Source organism: Xanthobacter sediminis (assembly GCF_043195015.1).
Taxonomy (GTDB): domain Bacteria; phylum Pseudomonadota; class Alphaproteobacteria; order Rhizobiales; family Xanthobacteraceae; genus Xanthobacter.
In genome coordinates, this window is the sequence record NZ_JBAFWH010000046.1 from 1 (window position 1) to 2,144 (window position 2,144).

A 2,144-nucleotide genomic window follows, 5' to 3' on the forward strand; every position below is an offset into this window, starting at 1 on the left:
CCCCCGCGGGCCTCAGCGGCGGAAGTTCGGCGGGCGCTTCTCGATGAAGGCGCTCATGCCCTCCTTTTGATGCTCCAGCGCGAACATGGCCTGGAACACCCGCCGCTCGAAGCGGATGCCTTCCGCCAGCGTCGTCTCGTAAGCCCGGTTGACGCTCTCCTTGGTCTGCATCGCCACCGTCATCGACATGTCGGCGATGGTCTTGGCCACCGAGAGCGCCTCGCCCACCAGGTCCGCCGCCGGCACCACGCGCGAGACCAGGCCCGCCCGCTCCGCCTCCGCGGCCCCCATCAGCCGGCCGGTGAGGCACATCTCCATGGCCTTCGACTTGCCCACGAACCGCGTCAGGCGCTGGGTGCCGCCCGCCCCCGGCATCACCCCGAGCTTGATCTCCGGCTGGCCGAACTTGGCGGTGTCCGCCGCCAGGATGAAGTCGCACATCATGGCCAGCTCGCAGCCCCCGCCCAGCGCGAACCCCGCCACCGCCGCGATCACCGGCTTGCGCACCCGCGACAGGCGCTCCCACGAGGTGATGAAGTCATCGTCATAGCTCGCGGGATAGGTGAGCGCGTGCATCTCCTTGATGTCGGCGCCGGCGGCGAACGCCTTCTCCGAGCCGGTGATGACGATGCAGCCGATGTCCGCGTCCGCCTCGAACGCGTCCAGCACCACGTTCAGCTCGCCGATGAGATCGGAATTGAGCGCGTTCAGCGCCTGCGGACGGTTGAGCCGGATCAGCCCCACGCGATCGTGCCGTTCCACAAGCAGTGTCTCGAATGACATTCCTATCTCTCCCCGTCGCCGCCCGGTGCGGGCGGATTCGTTCAGCCCCAAGGCGTACGGGACAGGTCTAGAGCATTTTCAGGCGAAGTGGATTCCGGTTCGCGTGAAGAAAATGCGTGATCTGCGGAATCCGGAGTGGTGGCCGCGAGCCAGTGCGGACGGGACATGCCCTGGAGCGTTTCCCCGCGTGAGGGAATCGGCGAGACGCGCTGGATTTCCGGGTTGGCGCGCGTTCTTCACGCCAGCCGGGTTGTGCTCGAAACCGCGCGTGCACACGCCGAGCCGGTTGCAACGCGGGCCGGTCCGGCGATGGCCTGTCCATCATGGGGGCCGGCGGGCGCCGCGGCGCCCTCAGCGCTGGCACACCGGGCAGAAGAAGGTGGAGCGCCCGCCCTGCACGATGCGCTGGATGGTGCCCTTGCAGTGCAGGGTGGGGCAGCGCGCGCCCTCCCGGTCGTAAACGCGGAAATTGTGCTGGAAATAGCCGAGCGCCCCGTCCACCTGGCGGTGGTCCTTCAGCGACGAGCCGCCCGCCTGGATCGCCTCGCGCAGCACGTCGCGGATGGCACCCACCAGCCGCTCGGCCCGCAGCGTCGGCCCACCCTCGCGCGTGGCCAGGGTGTGGGCCGCCCGCCGCGGCGAAAGCCCTGCCCGGTGCAGCGCCTCGCACACATAGATGTTGCCCAGCCCCGCCACCAGCTTCTGGTCCAGCAGCGCCGATTTCAGGCAGGTGTGCCGCCGCGCGCAGGCCTGCGCCAGATAGGCGGCGTTGAAGCCGTTGCCCAGCGGCTCCGGCCCCAGCCCCTGCAGCAGCGGATGGCTCTCCAGCCGGTCGTAGGGCACGATCAGGATGGCGCCGAACCGGCGCGGATCGTTGAAGGTCACGGTGGCCCCGCCGGCCAGGTGCAGCACCACGTGGTCATGGCGCCCGGCCGCCCCGCGCGGATGCTGGAACACGCCGGGTGTCTGCCCGCCCTCCCCCTGGGCCCCGGCCCCCTCCACCCGGATCGAGCCGGACATGCCGAGGTGCATGATCATCACCTCGCCGCCGGAGAGGTCCGCCAGCAGGTATTTCGCCCGCCGGCCGAGCGCCACCACCTTCCGCCCGGCGAGGCGCGCGGCGAAATTCTCAGGCAGAGGCCAGCGCAGGTCCGGCCGGCGCGCCTCCGCGCTCTCGATCACGGCGCCCTGCAGGACGGGCAAGAGGCCGCGGCGGACGGTTTCCACCTCGGGCAATTCGGGCATCTGGTCTCGGCTCGCCGGTGCCGCCCGAAGGCGCGCGATTCAATCACTGGCCCCTCAGAATCCGCCACCCCGGCCCCGCACGCAAGCGACAATCACACCCCACAACCGCTTTCCGG

The 2,144-nt window shown here is 70.2% G+C and carries 2 protein-coding genes; both read right to left on the reverse strand.

The genetic code is table 11. From position 1 onward, the window contains the following. Positions 1-12: 12 nt before the first annotated feature. Entirely contained in the window at positions 13-783 is a 771-nt protein-coding gene (locus tag V5F61_RS21105; protein WP_393990616.1) for an enoyl-CoA hydratase, read from the reverse strand. Positions 784-1,134: 351 nt separating this feature from the next. Beyond that, complete coding sequence (gene mutM, locus V5F61_RS21110) at positions 1,135-2,028, reverse strand: bifunctional DNA-formamidopyrimidine glycosylase/DNA-(apurinic or apyrimidinic site) lyase (protein WP_393990615.1); 894 nt, start codon at positions 2,026-2,028, stop codon at positions 1,135-1,137. Positions 2,029-2,144: the final 116 nt, after the last annotated feature.